Raw genomic sequence first — 18,290 nt, 5'->3', positions numbered from 1 at the left:
ACCAGCACAAGGCCTGGCTGCATCGCCGGAGGATCGGGTTATGAGCGGGCGGCTTTCGATCCTCTCCACGACCGCAACGGCGGCGATCGTGGTTCTTTCGACACTCGGGCCAAAACCGCGCCCGTCCTTCGTCTGGAACGTGTCGGCGAGCGTCCCGACCGGGCTCTACGCCGTCGAGCCGGCGCGCAAGCTCGCCGTCACCGACCTCGTGGTCGCCATGCCGCCGGAGCAGCTTGCCAGGGAGCTCGCCGATCGCGGCGCTCTCCCGGCGGGCATCCCGTTGATCAAGCGTGTGCTCGCTCTGCCGGGACAGACGGTTTGCCGGACCGGGCTCGAGATCGCGGTCGACGGCCTCGCCATGGGGCATGCGCTCGAGCACGACCAGCAGGGGCGTCCGTTGCCGAGCTGGGACGGCTGTCGTGTCCTGCGCCACGGTGAGGTCTTCCTGATGAACTGGGACGAGCCGCTGTCGTTCGACGGACGCTATTTTGGGCCTCTCCCGGTCAGCAGTGTCGTCGGTCGTGCGATCCCGGTTTGGGTGTCGGAGGAATGATGTTCTCGGGCTCCTTCGCCAATTTCGAGATCGTGCGTCTTCCCGACGAAGTTGGCAGCGTGCCTCGGACACGCGTCCGTGCATCACCTGAGTGACCGGCCATGGACCTCGTGACGTTGGTGGCCCTATGCACGATCGGCGTTGACCCGAAGGTGATGCACGCGCTCGTCTGGCATCAGTCCGGGGGTGAGCCGTGGTCCTTCACGGTACCGGGCGAGGCCGAGCCGCGCGCCTTTCGGAAGGTGCCAGACGTCGTGGCCGAAGCACGCGCTGTCCCCGCTACCGCTACAATCCGGGTCGGCCTTGCGGGTCTGCCCGTGCCGCCGTCAGTCGTGACCATGATGACGTTCCTGCCTTGTCCGAACGTCGCGACCGCAGCGCGACAGATCGTCCAACTCCGGACGCGGTGCGAGGCGAGCGGGCGCACGGACGTCGACCCGACCTTGTGCGCCCTTGCAGCCTATCGCGGATCCTGGGAACGCCCCGACACGAGGTTTGCGGCCGCCGTGCGAGCTTCGGTCGCCGATGGTAATGCTCCGGACTTCGACATGCCGAAGGACACCGGCATCGCATTCCGCGACGTGGTGCTCGACCTCGATGCGCCCGCATCCGACGTCCCTTCGCCCCGGCCATCATCGGTTGCCGACGATCGCGAGCGTGGGTGGAGCAGTGGCCTGTTCCCGCTGCCCCGAGCGTCGTCCGGCGACCTGTTCGAGCGACGATCCGTCGCCGGTCCAGCAGCCGGTTCCGTGCAGCGGGACCGCAAACCGAATGTCGAACCACGCGCCGACAATCCGGCGGCCGACGGTCTGTTCGTCGCTCGCTCGTCACGGCGGCAGCCCTGATTTCTGCTCAGGCCCGGTCGGTGTCGGATCGCATCATATCGTGGAGAATGCGGGAGGGCAGGGGTGAGGACGCCACGACCGAAGGATTGCAAGATTAAAGGCGCGGCACGCCGGTCTCGCCAAGCCCTTGCCAGGGCTCGTCGATCGGCGGTGCCATCGGTCGGTCGGCGTGCCGCTGCACGGAGATTTACGAGCCGTCACAAGGACGTTGGCGGCACCGAGCAGACGAAATGGCGCCGATGACCAAGGATCGTCGATCCGACGACCTGTGGGTCCGACCCGGCCGCATCCGCAATCGCGGTGCCCGCGTGAGACCCAAGACATTCGTCGGTCAGGTCCTCGCCGCTGCCCAGAAGGCCGGTCACGTCGGTAACCGTTCACGACCGGGCGGAGCGCCTTCGCCGGGACGTTCGACCTTCGGGCGCGGACGCGGCGTGGCATTTGGTGGACGCCGGCTTCTCGACCCGACGCGGCGGGTCCTGGTCAAGGCGCGCATCATGCGCCACCGCGGCCAGGCCTTCCGGGCGGCGCCGCTCTCCGCCCATGTCGCCTATCTCCGGCGTGAGGGCGTCGCCCGTGACAGAGAGAAGGCAAAAATGTTCGACGCCGGCGGCGAGGCAGACGAGAAGAGCTTCGTCGAGCGGTGCGCAGGCGATCGCCACCACTTCCGGTTCATCGTCAGTCCGGAAGAGGCCTCCCACCTGACCGACCTGAAGGCGTTCACGCGCGACCTCCTCACCGACATGGAGCGCGATCTCGGCACGAGGCTCGACTGGGTCGCGGTCGAGCACTGGAACACCGACAACCCCCATGTCCATCTTCTGGTGCGAGGCCGGGCCGACGACGGCCGCGATCTCGTCATCAGCCGGGACTACATCACCCGTGGCATGCGGGAGCGCGCCGAGCACCTCGTCACGATCGAGCTCGGCCCCAAGACCGAGCGGGACATGTGGGCATCGCTCGATCGCGACATCGGCGTGGACCGCTGGACCCGGCTCGACACCGCCATGCTGCGTCACGCCGACGAAGCCGGGCTGATCGACTTGCGGATGTCGGCCGGGAGCGGGACCGATCCGGAGATCCGCCGGCGGATGATCGGCCGGCTGCAGCGGCTGCAACAGGTGGGGCTCGCCCGGCCCGAGGGGGCTGCCCGTTGGTCCGTCGTTCCCGATGCAGAGCGCACGCTTCGCGACCTCGCCGCCCGCCGCGACATCATCGAGGTCATGCATCGTGCCGCCGCGGAGCAGGGGATCGAACGATCGATCGGGGACTTCATGATCCACGACCACAAGGACCGACCGACGATCACCGGACGCCTCGTCGCCAAGGGCCTGCACGACGAGCTCGCCGGCGAAGCCTATGCCGTGATCGACGGCGTCGACGGCCGGCTCCACCATGTCCGTTTTCCCGACCTCGATCGGCTGGAGCATGCCCCGCCGGTCGGCGGCATCGCGGCCGTGCGGCACCTGCAGGCTGAGGGCGGGAGCAGGGCAAATCGGATTCTGAGCGTGCGGTCCGATCTGACGCTCGAGGCCCAGGTGACGGCGAATGGCGCGACCTGGCTCGACCACCAGCTTCTGGTGCGCGACAAGGCAGCGCTGTCCGAGGGCGGCTTCGGCCGTGAGGTGCGGGACGCGCTCGACCGGCGCGTCGACCATCTGGTCGGGGAGGGGCTCGCGCGTCGCCAAGGCAGTCGCGTCGTGTTCGCCCGCGATCTCCTCGCCACGCTGCGGCGGCGTGACCTCGATGCCGCAGCGGCCCGGATCACGGCCGAGACCGGACTGGCTCATCGCGCGCCCACCGAAGGCGACTCCATCGCCGGTGTTTATCGCCAGCGCCTGACCCTCGCCTCGGGCCGGTTCGCCATGATCGACGATGGGCTCGGCTTCTCGCTCGTGCCGTGGCGGCCGTCGCTCGAGCCGCACATCGGGCGGCAGGTCTCCGGTCTCGTCCGAGCCGGAGGCATCGACTGGGCGCTCGGCCGGCAGCGCGGCCTCGGCATCTGACAGATGCTACGGCCCGGTGAGTCGGCAGCCTCCCAGATCAATCTCCCTCCCACACCGCCCTCGCTGCCCCGGTCATTGCACGAGCACGTTCGCCACGGTGCGACGATGCTACGCGGCCCGTTGCAGGCCGTCGACCACGCTCGTCTAGTCGGAACGTCACTGCCGAGGGAACAAGCGTGTCTGCGACAAAGATCCTCTGGGGCCAAGTGCTCGTTGTCTCGCTGATCGTGCTCGCCGCGACTTGGGGCGCGACGCAGTGGACCGCGTGGCGGCTCGCCTATCAGCCCCAGCTCGGCCAGCCCTGGACCGAGGCTTTCGGTGTTCCGCTCTATCCACCGCCCGCGTTCTTCCTGTGGTGGTTCCGGTTCGACGCCTATGCCCCGAAGCTCTTCCTCGAGGGCGCCGTCATCGCCTCCTCCGGCGGCTTCCTCGCGATTGCCATCGCGGTCGGGATGTCGGTGTGGCGCGCCCGTGAGGAGAAGGAGGCCGCGACCTACGGCTCGGCCCGGTGGGCGACCGAGCGGGAGGTGCGCACCGCCGGGCTGCTCGGCCCGAACGGCGTCGTGCTCGGCCGGCTCGGCGGCGCCTATCTGCGGCATGACGGACCCGAGCACGTGCTCTGCTTCGCGCCGACCCGGTCCGGCAAGGGCGTCGGCCTCGTCGTGCCGACGCTCCTGACCTGGCCGGGCAGCGCCATCGTCCACGACATCAAGGGCGAGAATGTCCGCCTGACCGCCGGATGGCGCGCGACCTTCGGCCAGGTCTACTTGTTCGACCCGACCAATGCGGCGAGCGCCGCCTACAACCCGCTGCTCGAGGTTCGGCGCGGCGACGCCGAGGTGCGCGACGTCCAGAACGTCGCCGACATCCTAGTCGATCCGGAAGGGGCGCTCGAACGGCGGAACCACTGGGAGAAGACCAGCCACTCGCTCCTGGTCGGCGCGATCCTGCACGTCCTCTACGCCGAGCCCGACAAGACGCTGGCCGGGGTCGCCACCTTCCTGTCCGACCCGCGCCGCCCGATCGAGCTGACGCTGCGGGCCATGATGGTGACGCCGCATCTCGGCGACCACCCGCATCCGGTGATCGCCTCGGCCGCCCGCGAGCTTCTGAACAAGAGCGAGAACGAGCGCTCGGGCGTGCTCTCGACCGCAATGAGCTTCCTCGGCCTCTATCGCGATCCGGTGGTCGCCGCGGTGACGTGCCGCTCCGACTGGCGGATCGCCGACCTCGTCGACGGCAATCGCCCGGCGACCCTCTATCTGGTCGTGCCGCCCTCCGACATCAGCCGGACCAAGCCGCTGGTCCGTCTCGTCCTCAATCAGATCGGCCGGCGGCTGACCGAGGAGCTCGACCCCAAGGGCCGCCGTCACCGGCTCCTCCTGATGCTCGACGAGTTCCCGGCGCTCGGTCGGCTCGACTTCTTCGAGTCGGCCCTCGCCTTTATGGCCGGCTATGGCCTCACGAGCTTCCTGATCGCCCAGTCGCTCAATCAGATCGAGAAGGCCTACGGGCCGAACAATGCGATCCTCGACAACTGCCATGTCCGCATCGCGTTCGCGACCAACGACGAGCGGACCGCCCGGCGCGTCTCCGACGCGCTCGGACAGGCGACCGAGCTGCGCGCCATGAAGAACTATGCCGGCCATCGGCTCTCGCCCTGGCTCGGGCATCTCATGGTGAGCCGCCAGGAGACCGCCCGGGCTCTGCTTACGCCCGGCGAAGTCATGCAGCTGCCGGTCACCGACGAGCTCGTTCTCGTCGCCGGCCTGCCCCCGATCCGCGCCAAGAAGGCCCGCTACTACGAGGACAGACGCCTTTCGGCGCGGCTGATGCCGCCCCCCTCGGCTGCGGCCGGGAAGGGCGGTCCCGGCGGCCGAACCCGAGCACAGGCCGACGACTGGACGGGCTCCCGTGACCTGATCCCGCCGTCTCCTGCCGCGAACGGTTCGGCCGCCGGGTCTCTCACCCGAGCGAGCGACCCGGACAATGCCGGCATCCGCCGCGAGCCGGAGCTGCCCGAGCACGAGGCGATCGTCCCCGAGACGCCGCCAGCGAGGCGCGAGTTCGATCTGATCGACGAGGACGTGGACGACGTCCCGCCGCCGACCGATGGACTCGGGCAACGCATGCGCGGAACCGCCCGGCAGGCCGCCATGGACCCGAACGACGGCATCGATCTCTGAAGGAGCGTTGCATGAGGACGCGCATGAACGTGTATTTCGAGGCGGAGCTCCTGCAGAAGGTCGCCGACCTCGCGGCCCGGCGGAACCTGTCGAAATCCCTGATCGTCGAGGCCGCGGTCGCCTCGTTCCTGTCGCCCGATGCCGAGGATCGCCGCGAGGCCGCGTTCGCACGGCGACTCGACCGTCTGAGCCGGCAGATCGACCGGCTGACGCGCGACGTCGGAATCTCTAGCGAAGCCGTCGGTTTGTTCGTGCGGTTCTGGCTGACCGCCACCCCACCGATCCCTGACGCCGCCTGGGCGGCCGCAAGGGCCACCGGCACCGAACGCTACCAAGCCTTCGTCGACGCCCTCGGCCGTCGCGTCGCCAAGGGACACAGCTTCATCCACGAGGTCTCCGTCGAGGTCGAGGGACAGGGGGCAACGCCGCTCTCCGAGACAGCGGCCGAGGCCAGGAATTGACCCACCAGCTTTCGGGGAGCGGAGCTGCCATTCCTCAGTTGAGAATTCTGCAACGAGCATGATCCACGTGCGGGGCCGACGCTTCTGCAAATTGCCACCAATCAAGCCAACCGCAGCGGGAGAATACGAACATCGACCATCTTAACGCTCGGCTCCGATCCGCTACCGTCAGTGAGGTGGATGGGCTCCACAAAAATCGTCCGGCTGCTGCCGCATGCTTGACCCGCCGGCAGCCTACACCGATGCTGCGGTGCGGTGCTCTGCACGTCCGCTTGCATTTCGATTAATCCATTCTTTGCTAGTTCGGTCAATTATACCTCTACCGTGACGCCGAAATGATGCACTCCGAAACCTCCTCAGAGTTCTCGCCTTGTTCTGTCCAGCGCCGACGCGCCGGAGGAGACGTCCGCGGTTTGAAGGGACCCTCTAATGCGAATGAATTTTCCTGTAACGGGCACCGAGTATGTCCTTTCCGACGAGACGGTGATCGTCTCCAGGACCGATATCAAAGGCCGGTTGACGTATTTCAATGATCAGTTCCTGGCGGCGTCGGGTTTCTCAGAGGAAGAGTTGCTCGGAAAACCTCACAATATCGTCCGTCATCCTGATATGCCGCCAGAAGCATTCGCGGATTTATGGGCCACGCTGAAGAGCGGCAAACCATGGGCCGGCGCGGTCAAGAATCGGCGAAAGAACGGCGATTTTTACTGGGTCATGGCGAGCGCGACGCCTGTCTACGAAAACGGGACCGTCACTGGCTACATGTCCATTCGCACGAAGCTTCCGGCCGACCAGCGGATCGAGGCCGAACGCGTCTATGGGCTGCTGCGCGATAAGAAGGCAGGCGCCTACTCCGTGACGGGAGGCGTCATCCGGACACGTTCCATTTTCGATCGACTGTCGCTCTTCACCGGTACCCTTAAAGCCCGTCTGATCACCTTGGTTGCTGTGTTCAGCTGCTTTGTCGTCATCGGCGGGGCCGGCGGTCTCGTCGCGGCGGGCGACAACGAAGTCCAGGTTGGCCTCCTTGGATTGTCCGCCGTGCTCGCCGCCGCTCTGCTGACCGGCGGCTGGCTTGCGGTGCGCACCATCCAGTCGACGCTCCAGCCGCTCCAACGCCTTAACGCCGCTCTCGATTGCATCGCGCAGGGCGAGTTCAACAGTCGGATCATCGTTGATTGCGACGACGAGATAGGCACTGCTCTTCGTAATGTTCAAGCCATGCAGGCAAAGCTCGGCTACGAACGCGCCGAGCAGAAGGAAATTGAACGCCGAACGGTCGCGCAGCGCCGAGCCGACACGCAGCGACTCGCCGCCGAGTTCGAGAATGCTCTCGGCGAGATTATCGACACGGTGTCGTCCGCATCCACGCAGCTCGAGGCATCTGCTCATACGCTGGCCGCCACTGCCGATCGCACCCAATCCGTCACCATCTCCGTCGCGGCCGCAGCCGAGCAAGCGTCCGCAAATGTCCAGAGCGTCGCTTCGGCAAGCGAAGAGATGGCGTCTTCCGTCAACGAGATAGGGCGACAGGTACAGGACCAAGCGCGCATTGCAGAAGGCGCTGTCCAACAGGCCGAAACGACCGACACTCATGTCGCGGAGCTTTCGCAGGCGGCAACGCGCATCGGCGACGTTGTCAAGTTGATCACGGCGATCGCCGAGCAGACCAATCTGTTGGCCCTCAATGCGACGATCGAGGCGGCGAGAGCCGGCGAGGCGGGAAAAGGCTTTGCCGTGGTCGCCCAGGAGGTGAAAGCTCTCGCTGCTCAGACGGCCAAAGCGACCGGCGACATCTCGATCCAGATCACAGGCATGCAGACGGCGACCCAGGGTTCGGTGATGGCAATTCGCCAAATCGGGGACACCATCGGCCGCCTGTCCGAAATCTCCTCTTCGATAGCCGCGGCGGTCGAGGAGCAAGGGGCGGCGACCCGGGAGATTTCACGCAATGTTCAGCAAGCGGCCCAGGGGACTGTCGAAGTGAGCAGCCACGTCGTCGAGGTGCAGCGGGGCGCAACAGAAACGGGGGCGGCCTCCACTCAGGTCTTGGCCGCTGCACGGGCGCTCGCTCGGGATAGCACCCGACTGAAGGCCGAGGTTCACAGCTTCCTCCAAAACGTGCGGGGCGGGTGACAGTCCGGGGGCTGGCGGGCCGAGGCAACGGTTGAAGGCCCGCCTTGAAGAGCGCTCTTCCCGTTATCATGTTCATTCCGGTGGCGTTGTGAGTCGGCCCACTGCCTAGGTGACTAGGTTTGATGCCATGATGTTCCATCTTCGGGCGACCCTGGCTATGCGTATTCTCAGTTTATTCTCGCCCGTATGGATAGGTAGTCTCGTTCTGTTCGCATCCACTCAAAGCAACCGAAATCTACTATGCTGGCCCGCAGATTGGCCGAACTGAATTGCCCGTCGCGGCCCGGGCCCCTCACCGAGGCGAGTGCGCCTGTAAGGGCTGGTCGATGGCGCTGAGGTCAGCGACGTCGCGAGAGAATTAGCATCGCAGTAGAGGTCTTCGCACTTCAGGGATGTGGCCCCACCAGAGCCCGTGCTGGACGAGTGCGGAGGGCCTTGCAATTAACGTGGGAACTCTGTAGCGGGACGGTCGGGAATCAATGTCGTAAGACTTTATTTGCGAGATACCGCCATTTGTTTTTACAGCGTAGGAAATAGGAAACCGACGTGGCACAGCGCTCGAAGCCGACCGATCGCGAAATCTTTTTCAGCCCCAATGATCTCATCGTTTCGAAAACCGACCTCAAGGGGCGCATCACCTACGCCAACCGAGTGTTCTGCGATCTTTGCGGCTATTCCGAGCACGAGCTGATGGGGCAACCGCACAGCATCATCCGGCATCCCGATATGCCGCGCGCCGTCTTCAAGCTCCCGTGGGACACCATCCAGGACGGCCGCGAGGTTTTCGCCTACGTCAAGAACATGGCGCGCAGCGGCGACTTCTACTGGGTGTTCGCCCATGTGACCCCATCCTTCGACGGCGCCGGCACGATCGTCGGCTATCACTCCAACCGCCGCGTGCCGGAACGGCGGGCCATCGAGGCCGTCACGCCCCTCTATGCCGAAGTGCTGCGCGAGGAGTCGCGCCACGCAAACGGTAAGGATGCGCTGGCGGCCGGTTATCGTCGGCTCCTCGATTTCGTCGACGCCCAAGGCATGCCCTATGATGAACTCGTCTTCGCTCTCTGAGGCTGCTCTCGGCGTCGCCGCCATCGCAGCGTCACTCGTGGCCGCAGCTGTGGCGCTCGCCCTTGCCAGCCCACTCGTGGTGGCCGGTGCGCTCGTCGCCGCCGCTCTCGCCCTCTCGGTCGTCGCCTGGAGACTGGCACGTATCGGCGCCACGTGCCGGAAAATCGAGGCGGTCGCGGCGCGGATCGCCGGCGGCGACTTCGAGGCCCGCATTCTGAACATTCGCGACGGTGGCGCGTTCGGCCGCCTGCAGCACGCCTTCAACGACGCGGTCGATCGCTGCGACGCCTTCGTGCGAGAATCGACCGCCGCCATGGCGGCGATCCGTGACGACCGCTACCACCGCCGCATCCTGCCGCGGGGCCTGCACGGCAGCGTCCGCCTCGCTGCCGAGACCATCAATGCGGCCATGGACGTGATCAAGCAGCGAGTCGCCGCGTCCAATGCCAATACGTCGCAGTTCGAGCAGGCGATCGGCAACGTCATCGATGCGATGTCGTCGGCTGCCGGCGACATGGAATCGACGGCGGGCGTACTCGGCCGCGGCGCGACCACGACACTCGACGGTGCCAAGGTCGTCCAGCGTTCCTCTGAAAGCGCGAGCAGCAACATGGAAACGGTCGCCGCGGCGACCACAGAGCTCGCCGCGTCGGCGAGAGAGGTGGGACGGGACGTCGACCGCTCGGCAGCGATTGCCCGTGAGGCCGTCGCACGGGTCGCGCGGGCGAGCCATGCTGTCGCCGGCCTGTCGAGCGCCACGGCGCAGATCGACGAGATCGTCGAGCTGATCAACACGATTGCAGGACAGACGAATCTTCTGGCGCTCAACGCTACCATCGAAGCGGCCCGGGCGGGCGAGGCCGGCAAGGGATTCGCCGTCGTGGCGCAGGAAGTGAAGATGCTTGCTGGCCAGACCGCCAAGGCGACTGGCGACATTTCGCGCAGTATTGTCGAAGTCCAGACCACCACACGCGCCGCCGTGGAAGCAATCTCGGCGATAGGCACCACTATAGCAGAGGTGGATCAGATCACGGCCCACGTCGCAGAAGCGGTTGGTGCCCAATCTCAGGCGACCGAGGAGATAGCCCGCAACATCGAGCAGGCATTCGCGGGTGTTCGCGACATCACGGCGACGGTCCGCGACGTCAGCGACCATGCAGGAGAGTCCGAGCGCCAAGCCGGCTTCGCCACGGGAGCGTCGGTCAACCTGGCCACGCAGTCGCATCGTCTAGGCGAATCCGTGAAGGCCTTCCTCCAGACATTGCGGCGCGAGCCGCGGGGTGAAAACGCAGCGTGAGCTTCTGGAAGTCGAGAATACTCTGGTGACCACGGGCGCGGCCCTGAGCCCGTCGACGGTTTGGTCGGCGGCTTCGGGGAGATGAGCCTCTCGCTTGGAGAAGCCGTTCTCGATCCGATTGAAGTCAGGACTCTCGGTCGGGAGGAAGAGAACGTTTGCGGCGACCGCCTCGATCATCTCGCGAACCGTGAAGCCCTTGTGGCTCGATGGATTGTCCATGATAACGGCGCCGCCGGGTCTGAGCGCAGGCGCGAGCCCGCGCTCGACATAGGTCTCGGCGCCTCGCGGTTTATCGCCCGTCCAGGACGAAGGGAGGGGTCCGCGGCGGTGAGCCCGGCCACAAAGGTGGTCCCCGTGTCGTGCGGAATGCCGACACGCAAGCGCTCGCCCCTGGCGTCGGCCGTAGCGGCAAACCATTTTGATAGAGGCAACGTCTCGTTGACGAACACGAGCCGCTCGGGGGCGTAGAAGACCTTACGGCCGCACCATCACCTTCAAAGCTCTTCTCTCGTTCATGGCGCGATAGCCGTCCGCCGCCGCGCCCACTGACGACAGCGGTTGCTCCGAATACTTTCGCAAGTGCAACACGATCGGGGTGACGCCCGAGGATGATGATCTGCTCGGCTCCGAGTCGCTTTGCGGCAATGACCCCGCATAGCCCCACGGCTCCGTCGCCGATTACAGCGACCCGAGCGCCGGGCCTGAACCGTGATTGTCGCGGCACAGACGGCGACGGCGGCGGTGGCGACGCCCTTGATCGGTGGCCGGCCCCGCCCGGTGCGTTTCCGGGGCGGCAGATCGAACCGGTTGGCGTCGAGGCGCAGGCGGGTGACGACGCAGGCATGGGGGCGGCGAGGAACTCGACGGCCGCGAAAGCGCTGTCGACGACCAGGACGATGGCCCGGTCAGCCAGCCAGCGGCGGATCTGCAGGGGCATCTGCCGCGCCCAGTCGAGCAGGGTGTTGGGCTCGCGGGGCGCGGCGGCGTAGAAGCGCTCGGAGGGAGGGAGCACGGTGAAGAATGGGAGTGCCATGATGCGGCCGGCCCACGGCACCTCGACCAGGAGCATGGCGGACAGCCAGCGCAGGCCGCTGGTCTTGACGAAATGACCCTTGGAGGAGCGGACCGGGTCGCGATAGATGCCGCGCGCGGTGATCTTAGGCCCCCAGCGCCGCTCGATGGTGTCGTCGAGCCCGATCACGACCGGGGCGCCGGGCGACAGGAAAACCTCGACCAGCAGGCCGAGCAGGCGGCCCGCCGCTGCCCGGGATGCCACGCTGCCCGGTTGAGGACGCGATGAAAGGTGCAGAAGTCGGGATCGCAGTCGCGCCCCAGGATCCGAAGCGCGGATGCGACGGTGCGCCGGCCCGGCGCCAGCACGAGCCCGGCGAGGAGGACGAGTGCGGTCGACCAGGTCGGCCGGGTGAACAGATCGGCGAAGCAGCGGAGACGGGAGACGAAGCGATCCGGCAGCGGCGTGCCGGTATCTTTGGAACGACTACGGGGATGTTGCATCCCGAGGACGGAATCGGTGCGGCCGCGCACCACAATCTCCCGCCGATCCGACACATCGATCAGTCGGCCGCTCCTCGGCTGGCCTCTCGGCCGCCCCTCGGCCACACTGCCCGGCATGACCAAAACCTGTCCGACCCTGACCCGGATCGCGGCGCAGTTCCCGGCACGTCGAGAAGAGCGGGGCCGGCTATCTGATCGTCGACCGCGGCATCGCCGCCGCCTTCACTCGGCTGCGGCCGATCCCGCAAACCGAACGGTTCGAGCTCTTATACTGGTCCAGCGTCAAAGATCGCTGGGCCACCTTCGGACCGCTCGGCCGACTGAAGCTCATGCTGGATAGCGCCCGCGAGATCGTGAAAACGATCCCGTCTTCCGCATCCCGCCGACCCCGTGAAATTGGCCAAAGTCAAGCTGAGGTGCCGGAGATGGTACGACAGGTATGTCCTGCGGGTCGGCAACTCGGTGCCTCAAATTCCTTTCAGCACGGACGAGAGCGAATGCCGGGGCTCACGCATAGGCGGCGCTCGCGCGGACTGGGTTGATGGACGACATGCATCGCCGGCTTACGCCGCCGTGCGGGTGATCTCGGTTGGCTTGCGGCGATCCGGCCCAACGTAGCTCGGGTCACAGCCTTTGCGGCGGTCGAGCACGCCGGTGCGCATGCTGTGGAAGAACGCCGTCACCTCGCCGGAGAGGCGCGAGGCTTCGGCTGCCAGCGTGTCGGCGGCGCCGAACACCGCGCCGGCGGCGCGGCTCGCGTCGCCGACCGCCGTGCTCACGCGGCCGATATTGCCGGAGAGCGTCGTATTGCCGGCGGCGGCCGAATGGGCGTTCTGGGAGATCTCCCGCGTGGCGGCGCCCTGCTGCTCGACGGCGCCGGCGATTGTCGCCGTCACCTGGCTGATCTCGCGCATCGCCTCGCCGATCTCGCGCACCGCCTCGACGGCATTGCGGGTCGACGACTGGATGGCCGCGATCTCGCCGGCGATCTCGGCCGTCGCCTTGGCGGTCTGGCCGGCCAGCGCCTTCACCTCGGAGGCGACCACGGCGAAGCCCTTGCCGGCGTCGCCCGCCCGCGCCGCCTCGATGGTGGCGTTCAGCGCCAGCAAATTAGTCTGCGCCGCAATCGTCTCGATCAGCTCGACGACGGTGCCGATGCGCTGGCTCATCGTGGCGAGGCTCTCGATCTCGGCGACCGAGCGGCCGGTGCGCTGGTCGGCCGTCTTCACCACCTCGGTCGCCTGGCCGAGCTGCCGGCCGATCTCCCCGATCGAGGCAGACAGCTCCTCGGCCGCCGCGGCGACGGTCTGGACGCTGGCGGAGGCCTGCTCCGACGTGCTCGCGGCCTCCGTCGCCTCGGTCGAGGCGCGCGCCGAGAGGCCGTCGATCGTCTCGGCGTTGGCCCGCATGGTCGCGGCGTTGTCGTTCACCGAGGCGAGCATCGCCTCGATCGACGAGCGGAACGCCTCGATGGCGGCCTCGACCTTGGCGTTCTGCTCCTCGCGGATGCGGATGCGGTCCTGCTCCTGGTGCTCGGCGTCGAGCCGTGCCTTCTCGATCGCCTTGCGCTTGAACGCCTCGACGGCGGCCGCCACCTCGCCGATTTCGTCGCGCCGGCCGAGGCCGGGCAGCACCACCTCGAAGTCGCCGTCGGCGAGCCGCCGCATGCCCACGGTGAGCGCCCGCAGCGGCTGCACGATGTTGCGGTTCAAGAGCACCGCGAGGCCGAGCGTCACGATCAGCACCGCGAGCCCGATGCCGATCGACCAGTTGCGCGCCTCCGCCAGCGCGGCCGTGAACTTACTCTGGTCGAGGGCGAGCACCGTGACGCCGATGACGTCGCCGCGATAGTCGCGCACCGGCGCGAGCGCGACTGCATGATCACGTCCGCCCAGCACGGACGCGAAGGACGAGACGCGGCCGGACAGGGCTGCGGCGATCGGCTCGGCGCCGAGCGCCGGCGTCTCGGCGAATGTGGAGGCGAAGATGTCGACGCCCACCTGTGTCTTCAGGAGAATCGCGAGATCGGCGCCGCTCGACTGCTTGAACGACTCGAGCAGCGGCTTGCCGAACGACATGCCGATCTCGACCGAGCCGACCGCCTGGCCCTGATGGAAGACCGGCACGACGCCGCGGATGCCGAGGCCTTCGACGCCGTTCTCGAGCCCCGACACCGGCTTGCCCGAGCGGTTGACCTCGACCACGGTCTGCCGGATCGCCGAGAGGTCGTCACCGAACTTCTCCGGCCGATGAACGCGCAGGAACGAGGTCGCGGGCGCGGTGTGGAACTGCATCTGGACGACGCGATGCTGATCCTTCAGACGGCCGAAGTCGGGCACCAGCAGGGCGGCGAGCGCCTCGCGGTCGCGTGCTGCGAAGGCGGCCTGGATGCCGCGATTGCCGGCGAGGCTGTCGGCCAGCGCCAGCGCGCGCTGCGCCTCGTTGCGCAGCCGCCCGGCGAAGATCTCCTGCAGCACGGTCAGCTCGTGGTCGGCCGCCTGCTTCGTCATCCGGGCGGCCAGCCAGACATTGCTGGCCGTGGTCGCCGCGACGGCGAGAATGACGCTGGCGCCGAGCGCCGCGGCGAATCTCAGGCCGATGGTGGCGCGGGGAACGAAGGGGAGGCGCATTGTAACAGCTCCGTATGATATCTCACATTCGACCTAGTGGAGGCGGGAAGTAAGATCAGGAAAACTGAATAAGGCATAAGGGCGAACGCCCCGATACGTGCGGCGGCGCGGAAGGGGCGTATCTTCTCAAACTATGAGCGGATCCCTGCGAATCTGGCCACCTCCAACAGATCGCTCTCACCCCGTACGCCTCCACCGAGTCGCCGTTCTAGTTAAAGGACAGGGGCAGCGCCTTCGGAGATCCACGACAAACGGTCTAAAGCCCGTGTTTGAACAAAAGATTACCACTCTCGCCGACTTGCTCTACTGCAAGTCTAGCCTGATCTGCAGCTAGACTGCCCAGGCGTTCACGACGGGCTTCTCTCCGCGGCCGAGCGCAAGATGGGGTGGCTGATGTCGGAGGTGACCAGCGAAAACCTACCGTACCGGACCCGGTTTTTCGTCGAGCTGACTTGCTGGGAGGCGGATCGGGTGCGCGATGGCATCTGGGATTACGCGATCGAGTCGCTCGGCGGCCGCTATGGCCTTCTGATCGTCCACGAGACCGGGTTCCTGAAGAAGGACGATCATTCGATCCGCGTCGCGCGGCAATGTTCGGGAACGGCCGGGCGCATCGAAAACCGCCTGATCGCGGTTCCTGGCTTAAACAAGCCGGGTCGGCACGCGCTGATCGAGCGCGGCCTCTACCTTCGCAAGGAAAAGGGCCAGCGATATCGCTCGGCGACAGGCGGCCTCGGTGCCGCCCGACGTTCCGGTCAAGACCAACCCTGAGCGACTCGGACCACGAGTCCTCGGCCAGCAGGTTGTCCATGCGGCTGTTCGCGAGTGCCATCGACGATTCGAATAGTGGCGTCGGCGAGTTAGAGTTGCGGATCAATGCCGACGAGCTTGCAGGTCTCGATCAGCGAGGCGAAGACCGCCCCGAGCTCGACGCTACCATCGTAGCCGGCGAAGAGCGTGTTCTTGCAGTCGCGCGACCGATTTTCCGCCGTTCGGGCCCATCGTAGTTCGCATCTTGTGCCTTGCGGCGATCCAGCACGCCGATACGAAGGCTGTGGAAGAACTCGGAGACTTCGCCGGACAATTGCCCCGCTTGCGCATCCAATTCTTCGGACGCAGTCCAGACCTCGCCTGCCGACTGGCGTGCCTGAGCTACCGCCTGATTGACCGATGTCATGTTTCCGACCAGCAGAACGTTACCCTGTGCTGCCGACTGTACGTTGTTGGCGATCTCCTTGGTTGCCGCACTTTGTTGTTCCACGGCGGTCGCGATAGAGGCTGTCACCTCGTCGATTTCCCGCATTGCGAAACCAACACCACGAACCGCATCGACAGCAGTTCTGGTTGCCGTCTGAATGGCTGCCACCTCGCCCGTGATTTCTGCCGTGGCCTTGGCTGTTTGGGCGGCGAGCTGCTTCACCTCTTGCGCGACAACTGAGAATCCTTTGCCGGCGTCGCCAGCGCGCGCAGCCTCGATCGTGGCATTGAGAGCCAGAAGGTTGGTTTGACCAGCGATATCCTGGATCAGCTTGACAACTGTTCCGATTCGTTCGCTCATGCCGGCCAGCGCCTCGATTTCAGTCGCCGACTGACTGGTCTTAATCCCAGCACTCCTGACCGTGTTGGTTGCCTGGATGACCTGGCGACTAATTTCGTGAATCGAGGCCGACAGCTCCTCGGTCGCAGCCGCGACCGTCTGCACGCTGCCCGCTGCTTGCTCCGACGTGCACTTCGCCGCCTCGGCCTCTCCGGAGGCTTCGTTCGCGACAGCGCTGATCGCCTGTGCGTTGGTGCGCATACGTGCTGCACCGTCGGTCACCGTCTCCAGCATATTCTCGATCGACGAGCGGAAAGCTTCGATGGCTCCTTCCACTTCGAGGCGCTGCTCGTCCCGGATGCGCTCAGCCTCGCGCTCTTGTCGAGCCGCGTCGTCTCGTGCTTTTTCGACCGCCTTGACCTTGAATTGCTCCACGGCGCGTGCCATGGCACCTAGTTCATCACCGCGGCCGAGCCCTGGCAGCACAACGTCGAAGTTTCCGCGGGCCAAGCTTCTCATCGCTTCGGTCAGAGTAGCGATCGCTTTCGACAGAAGCCGCGCAATAAACGTCGTGAGTGCACCAAGCAGCACCAGAATCACGACGGATGTCACCGCCAGATCACGCGCGGTAGTCCAGGTCTGAGCACGCAGATCATCGAGGTAGACCCCTGTCGCAATGATCCAATCCCAAGGAGCGAACATGACAGTGTAGGACAGTTTCGGCTGCGGCGTGTCGATCCCTGGCTTGAGCTGATCATAGCTGACGAAGCCGGTACTCGTGGCAGCGTCGGCCATCATTCTGTAGAGTGGCCGTCCGCCGGCATCCTTCGCCGTCGACATGTCCCGGCCGATGTCACCGCCCCGGAGCGGGTGAGCCACAAGTTTCAGTTTCTTGTCAAAGATGAAGAAGTAATCTTCGTTGCCATAGCGGAGGCGGGAAATGCGTCGTGCCGCATTCTTCTTAGCTTCTTCAGCCGTTCGTGTGCCTGCTTGAACCGCAGCGTGTTCCTCCGCGAGAATTCCGAGTGCGAGCTCTCCCAAGTGTTTCAGCTCGACCTTTTTTTGTGCTTCGAGAGCTTCTCTAAACTCGTAAAGAGATAATGCCGCCATTCCCAATAGCGCACAGATGGCAAGCAGCGAAATGAGGCTGATCTTTTTTCCGACCGTAAGGGCAAGCATACTTCAAACTCCAAAGGCAGCGCGTCGCCTGTCTTTCTTAAGCAAGTTGCAATAATCCGTGGCTCTAGTTTTAGTAGTGGCAGCAGGTAGGATAGTTCTGCATAGGAGCAAGAGTTTAATTATTTCCTAAATTGCGCATTCCGGAGAGCGTCGGCTTATTGCCGAAAAGGTCGGCTTGGAAGCGCCTCGAGGAGATAGAGAGTCGGTTCAGAAGCGCCCAACCGAAATGCGCGATCGAGAATGTCGCTACTGATCAGAGCGCAAAGTATAAGAGTTCTTTATACGAGATCAGTCCTTACAAAGACGGCACCTTAATTAATAAAGCGTTAACAGCGAGATTTAAAAATACTGCGGTTTGTAACAAAATTTAAAAACGAGTAGGGGTATCACGTGAAGTCAGCTAGAAATACGGGATTATTCGCATGCCGCTAAAATTGTCGTTACCCACCAAGATCGCAGGGTTGGCCGCTCTCGGAATTGGTGTGGTCTCACTCGTAATTCTCGCAGTGGTCGTCAAAGAGGTGAAGAGCGAGATGCGCGCCCAAGCACAGGCCAAGCAAGAATTGAGCATGCGGGTCGGGTGGGAGCTTCTCCGCGCCATGGGAGAAGTGAAGCTGGTGGAGAATGCCCTTGTTGTGGGAACGAAACAGCTCGACGGCGACACCGAATTGGTCGACCGCCTGCAAAGGCTGGTCGGCGGGACGGCCACAATCTTCCGAAATGACACCCGTGTTTCAACCAACATTAAGACAGCACAGGGCAGTCGCGCCGTCGGCACCAAACTCGCCCAGGGGCCCGCGTACGATGCCGTGTTGAACCGTGGCGTATCGTACCGGGGCGAGGCCGATATCTTGGGAGAGTCTTAGAGCCGATCCAA

13 protein-coding genes and 2 pseudogenes are annotated in these 18,290 nt (G+C 65.3%); 10 read left to right on the top strand and 5 right to left on the bottom strand.

The window, feature by feature from the left end; translation table 11 throughout:
• Positions 1 to 40 precede the first annotated feature (40 nt).
• The 8 genes from ABTU92_RS27985 (at position 41) to ABTU92_RS27950 (ending at position 10,552) form a co-directional block, all read left to right on the top strand.
• Positions 41 to 553 (top strand): S26 family signal peptidase, encoded by a 513-nt coding sequence (locus tag ABTU92_RS27985; protein WP_408094854.1) that lies wholly within the window; start codon positions 41 to 43, stop codon positions 551 to 553.
• Positions 554 to 654: 101 nt separating this feature from the next.
• The gene (locus ABTU92_RS27980) at positions 655 to 1,398 is read left to right on the top strand and encodes a hypothetical protein (RefSeq protein WP_408094853.1); all 744 of its coding nucleotides are present in this window, start codon (positions 655 to 657) and stop codon (positions 1,396 to 1,398) included.
• Between the two features lie 239 nt (positions 1,399 to 1,637).
• Complete coding sequence (locus tag ABTU92_RS27975; protein ID WP_408094852.1) at positions 1,638 to 3,404, top strand: relaxase/mobilization nuclease domain-containing protein; 1,767 nt, start codon at positions 1,638 to 1,640, stop codon at positions 3,402 to 3,404.
• Between the two features lie 176 nt (positions 3,405 to 3,580).
• A complete protein-coding gene (locus tag ABTU92_RS27970; RefSeq protein WP_408094851.1) occupies positions 3,581 to 5,590 on the top strand; it encodes a conjugal transfer protein TraG in 2,010 nt (669 codons plus the stop codon).
• Between the two features lie 11 nt (positions 5,591 to 5,601).
• The gene (locus ABTU92_RS27965) at positions 5,602 to 6,051 is read left to right on the top strand and encodes a CopG family transcriptional regulator (RefSeq protein WP_408094850.1); all 450 of its coding nucleotides are present in this window, start codon (positions 5,602 to 5,604) and stop codon (positions 6,049 to 6,051) included.
• Positions 6,052 to 6,480: 429 nt separating this feature from the next.
• Positions 6,481 to 8,187 (top strand): methyl-accepting chemotaxis protein, encoded by a 1,707-nt coding sequence (locus ABTU92_RS27960; RefSeq protein ID WP_408094849.1) that lies wholly within the window; start codon positions 6,481 to 6,483, stop codon positions 8,185 to 8,187.
• A 546-nt stretch (positions 8,188 to 8,733) separates the two neighbouring features.
• Positions 8,734 to 9,255 carry a PAS domain-containing protein gene (locus tag ABTU92_RS27955; RefSeq protein WP_408094848.1) on the top strand — a complete coding sequence of 174 codons (522 nt, stop codon included), beginning with the start codon at positions 8,734 to 8,736 and terminating at the stop codon, positions 9,253 to 9,255.
• Complete coding sequence (locus ABTU92_RS27950; protein WP_408094847.1) at positions 9,230 to 10,552, top strand: methyl-accepting chemotaxis protein; 1,323 nt, start codon at positions 9,230 to 9,232, stop codon at positions 10,550 to 10,552. The genes ABTU92_RS27955 and ABTU92_RS27950 overlap by 26 nt, the downstream gene beginning before the upstream one ends.
• On the opposite strand, the gene ABTU92_RS27945 is transcribed toward ABTU92_RS27950, so the two are convergent.
• The 4 genes and pseudogenes from ABTU92_RS27945 to ABTU92_RS27930 form a co-directional block, all read right to left on the bottom strand.
• Positions 10,484 to 10,969: a transposase gene (locus ABTU92_RS27945; RefSeq protein WP_408094846.1), complete on the bottom strand. Its 486-nt coding sequence runs from the start codon at positions 10,967 to 10,969 to the stop codon at positions 10,484 to 10,486. The genes ABTU92_RS27950 and ABTU92_RS27945 overlap by 69 nt on opposite strands.
• 493 nt (positions 10,970 to 11,462) lie before the next feature.
• A pseudogene (locus ABTU92_RS27940) lies at positions 11,463 to 11,828 on the bottom strand (hypothetical protein); the annotation flags it as partial.
• Entirely contained in the window at positions 11,750 to 12,184 is a 435-nt protein-coding gene (locus ABTU92_RS27935) for a hypothetical protein (protein WP_408094856.1), read from the bottom strand. The pseudogene ABTU92_RS27940 and the gene ABTU92_RS27935, both read right to left, overlap by 79 nt.
• A 446-nt stretch (positions 12,185 to 12,630) precedes the next feature.
• The gene (locus ABTU92_RS27930; protein ID WP_408094845.1) at positions 12,631 to 14,697 is read right to left on the bottom strand and encodes a methyl-accepting chemotaxis protein; all 2,067 of its coding nucleotides are present in this window, start codon (positions 14,695 to 14,697) and stop codon (positions 12,631 to 12,633) included.
• A 324-nt stretch (positions 14,698 to 15,021) separates the two neighbouring features.
• Here ABTU92_RS27930 and ABTU92_RS27925 point away from each other — a divergent pair, with 324 nt between their 5' ends.
• Positions 15,022 to 15,468, top strand: a complete 447-nt coding sequence (locus tag ABTU92_RS27925) for a transposase (protein ID WP_408094855.1) — start codon at positions 15,022 to 15,024, stop codon at positions 15,466 to 15,468.
• Between the two features lie 382 nt (positions 15,469 to 15,850).
• On the opposite strand, the pseudogene ABTU92_RS27920 reads toward ABTU92_RS27925, so the two are convergent.
• Positions 15,851 to 17,344, bottom strand: a pseudogene (locus ABTU92_RS27920) (methyl-accepting chemotaxis protein); the annotation flags it as partial.
• 491 nt (positions 17,345 to 17,835) lie between these two features.
• Between ABTU92_RS27920 and ABTU92_RS27915 the strand changes: the two are divergent.
• Complete coding sequence (locus tag ABTU92_RS27915; RefSeq protein ID WP_408094844.1) at positions 17,836 to 18,279, top strand: cache domain-containing protein; 444 nt, start codon at positions 17,836 to 17,838, stop codon at positions 18,277 to 18,279.
• The last annotated feature ends 11 nt before the right edge of the window (positions 18,280 to 18,290 follow it).

This window comes from Rhodoplanes sp. SY1 (assembly GCF_046000175.1).
Taxonomy (GTDB): Bacteria; Pseudomonadota; Alphaproteobacteria; order Rhizobiales; family Xanthobacteraceae; genus Rhodoplanes.
This window is presented reverse-complemented; position numbering and strand designations above follow the sequence as displayed.